Source organism: Gordonibacter pamelaeae 7-10-1-b (assembly GCF_000210055.1).
GTDB classification, from domain to species: Bacteria; Actinomycetota; Coriobacteriia; order Coriobacteriales; family Eggerthellaceae; genus Gordonibacter; species Gordonibacter pamelaeae.
On sequence record NC_021021.1, the window covers coordinates 2,988,898 to 2,992,075 of the forward strand.

The following is a 3,178-nucleotide window of genomic DNA, read 5'->3' on the forward strand; positions in this document are numbered from 1 at the left end:
GCTGCGCAGCAGGCCCGCCTGCACGAGCGGGCGCGCCAGCTGCTCGAGGTACTTGAGGGAGATGTCCTCGCGCTCCGACACCTCACGCAGGGCCACCTTGCCCTCCGCGCCGGCGCGCGCCACGCACACCATGAGCCGGAGCGCATAGCGTCCCTTCGTCGATACGAGCATCCTTCCGTCCTTTCCCCGCCGCTTTTCGTAAATTCTATCAAACAAGTAGGATTATGTCTTGACATTCCGCGTGTTCCTCGTATCTTAATCCTAGCAAACTTATAGGATTATTGAAAGGCACGCGAACATGGCATCCCAGACGAGCACGCCCCTCCTCTCCCTCCGCGGGCTTTCGGCCTCGGCGGACGAGACCCCCATCCTGCACGACATCGACCTCGACGTGGGCGCAGCCGAGACCCACGCCATCATGGGCCCGAACGGCGCGGGCAAGTCCACGCTCGGCCACGTCGTCATGGGCGACGGCGCCTACACGATCGACGGCGGTTCCATCGAGTTCGACGGCCAGGACATCACCGAGCTCTCCCCCGACAAGCGCTCGCGCGCAGGGCTCTTCCTCAGCTTCCAGGCACCGGTGGAAATCCCCGGCGTGCCGCTGTCCAGCTTCCTGCGCGCCACGGTGGCGGGCCGCGAGGGCGCCGGCGAGCTCAAGGGCAAGCAGTTCCGCAAGCACGTGCGCGCGCTGGCCGACGAGCTGGACATGGATCCGGCCTACCTCGACCGCGAGCTGGGCGTGGGCTTCTCGGGCGGCGAGAAGAAGAAGCTCGAGATGCTGCAGCTGCTGCTGCTCGAGCCGAAGCTGGCCATCCTCGACGAGACGGACTCGGGCCTCGACGTGGACGCGCTCGGCGTGGTGTCGCGCGGCATCGACGCGTACCGCCGCACGACGGGCGGCGCGCTGGTGGTGATCACCCACAACACGCGCATCCTCGAGCACCTCGACGTCGACCGCGTGCACGTCATGGTGCGCGGGCGCATCGTGGCCGAAGGCGACGCGTCGCTCATCGACCGCATCGACGAAGAGGGCTTCGAGCAGTTCGAGCAGATCGAGCGCTAGGAGGTCCGCATGCCAGCAGAAAACCGCACCTACGTAGAAGACGTCGACCGCACGCTGTACGACGTGCATGACGCGACCGACCCCGCGCGCTACCTCGACGCAGGGCTCACGCCCGACATCGTCCGCGAGATCTCGGCGAAGAAGGACGAGCCGGCCTGGATGCTCGACTTCCGCCTGAAGGCGCTCGACACGTACCAGCGCATGCTGCCGCCCGACTGGGGCCCCGGCCTCGAGGGCCTCGACATGGACCACATCGTGACGTACGTGAAGCCGAACGCCGAACAGGCGAGCGACTGGGACAGCCTGCCCGACGACGTGAAGAACACGTTCGACCGCCTGGGCATCCCCGAGGCCGAGCGCGCCTACCTGGCCGGCGTCGGCGCGCAGTACGACTCGGAGCTCGTGTACCACAGCATGCAGAAGACGGCATCGGATATGGGCATCGTTTACTCGGGCATCGAAGAAGCCTTGCGCGATCCCGAGTGGGAGCCGCTCATCCGTGAGAAGTTCATGACGCTCGTTCCGCCCGACGACCACAAGTTCGCCGCGCTGCACGGCGCGGTGTGGAGCGGCGGCTCGTTCGTCTACGTGCCGAAGGGCGTCAAGCTCGACTTCCCGCTGCAAAGCTACTTCCGCCTGAACGCGAAGGGCGCTGGGCAGTTCGAGCACACGCTGATCATCGTGGAGGACGACGCCAGCCTGCACTTCATCGAGGGGTGCTCGGCGCCGAAGTACAACGTGGCGAACCTGCACGCCGGCGCGGTGGAGCTGTTCGTGGGCAAGCGCGCTTCCTTGCGCTATTCCACGATCGAGAACTGGTCCAAGAACATGTACAACCTCAATACGAAGCGCGCCCGCGTGGAGGAAGGCGGCGCCGTCGAGTGGATCAGCGGGTCGTTCGGCAGCCACGTGGGCTATCTCTACCCCATGTCCATCCTGGCCGGCAGGCAGGCCGCGTCCAGCTTCACGGGCATCACGTTCGCGGGTGCGGGGCAGAACCTCGACACCGGCTGCAAAGTGGTGCTGGCCGCGCCCGACACGTCGGCCACCGTGGAGACGAAGTCCATCTCGAAGGGCGGCGGCACGTCCACGTTCCGCTCGTCCATCGTGGCCACCGAGCGCGCGTCGGGCTCGGCCGCAAGCGTGTCGTGCCAGTCGCTCATGCTGGACGACCTCAGCCGTTCGGACACCATCCCCGCCATGGACATCCGTTGCAAGCACGTGGACATCGGCCACGAGGCCACCATCGGGCGCATCGGCGACGACAAGGTGTTCTACCTGATGAGCCGGGGCGTGTCCGAAGAGGAGGCGCGCACGATGATCGTGAACGGATTTGCCGACCCGGTGTCGAAGGAGCTTCCGCTCGAGTACGCCGTGGAAATGAACAACCTGATCAAGCTTGAAATGGAAGGGGCCATCGGATAATGGGAACCCTCATGATAGAACACGCGAACGCGATGCCCGCCCCCACGTGGCACCGGTTGGGAGTGAACGACGTCGATATCGAGCTGCCGGACGACCTTGCATTCGCGCGCCAGGTGGAAGTGCAGTGCGCCGAAGGGCTGCTGGGAGATGAAGGGGCGTTCGACGCCGCGCTCCTCTCCATGGCCGATTCCTTTCCCGTGGCCGCCACCCCCTCTGCGGCCGCTGGCGATCTCGGGGAGCAACCTGCCATGCGCGCGGCCGATCACCTTCCTATGGCCGCGCAGGGGCTTCGGGATCAACCTGTCGCATGCGCGGCCGACCAGGGGCTCTCCCCCGTTGAACCCGCGAGCGTCCCGACATCGGCTGCGCACCAGGTTGACGACCCGGCGAGTCTCTCTGCAGCCATGGAGTCGGGGGGCTCGGCTGCGCACCAGGTTGACGACCCGGCAGCTCCCCCTGCAGCCATGGAGGATGGGACGACAGCCATGGAGGGAGAGGCTGCAGCATTGGAGGAGCCCGCCCTCTCCTTCTACCAGCAGCAGGCCCTCGAGGCCCGCTACCTCGCCCCCGCCGACGTGTTCGCTTCCGGGATGGGAGACGAGGCGCGGGAGTACCTCGAGTTCGCGGCAGGCGAGCCCATCGTGCTGGCCACGCGCCCCGGCGAGCGCACGTGCGCCACGGTGCGCG

Annotated in this window: 3 protein-coding genes and 1 pseudogene; 3 read left to right on the forward strand and 1 reads right to left on the reverse strand. The window is 66.7% G+C overall.

Features of this window, described 5'->3' with window-relative positions; all coding sequences use genetic code 11:
- A partial coding sequence (locus GPA_RS13785; protein ID WP_041240590.1) for an RrF2 family transcriptional regulator occupies nucleotides 1–171 on the reverse strand: 171 nt, incomplete at its 3' end.
- 127 nt (nucleotides 172–298) lie between these two features.
- On the opposite strand from GPA_RS13785, the gene sufC reads away from it, so the two are divergent.
- The 3 genes and pseudogenes from sufC to GPA_RS19495 form a co-directional block, all read left to right on the forward strand.
- Nucleotides 299–1,066: a Fe-S cluster assembly ATPase SufC gene (sufC, locus tag GPA_RS13790; RefSeq protein WP_015540243.1), complete on the forward strand. Its 768-nt coding sequence runs from the start codon at nucleotides 299–301 to the stop codon at nucleotides 1,064–1,066.
- 9 nt (nucleotides 1,067–1,075) lie between these two features.
- Nucleotides 1,076–2,491, forward strand: a complete 1,416-nt coding sequence (gene sufB / locus GPA_RS13795; protein WP_015540244.1) for a Fe-S cluster assembly protein SufB — start codon at nucleotides 1,076–1,078, stop codon at nucleotides 2,489–2,491.
- Nucleotides 2,491–3,178, forward strand: a pseudogene (locus GPA_RS19495) (SufB/SufD family protein); the annotation flags it as partial. The gene sufB and the pseudogene GPA_RS19495, both read left to right, overlap by 1 nt.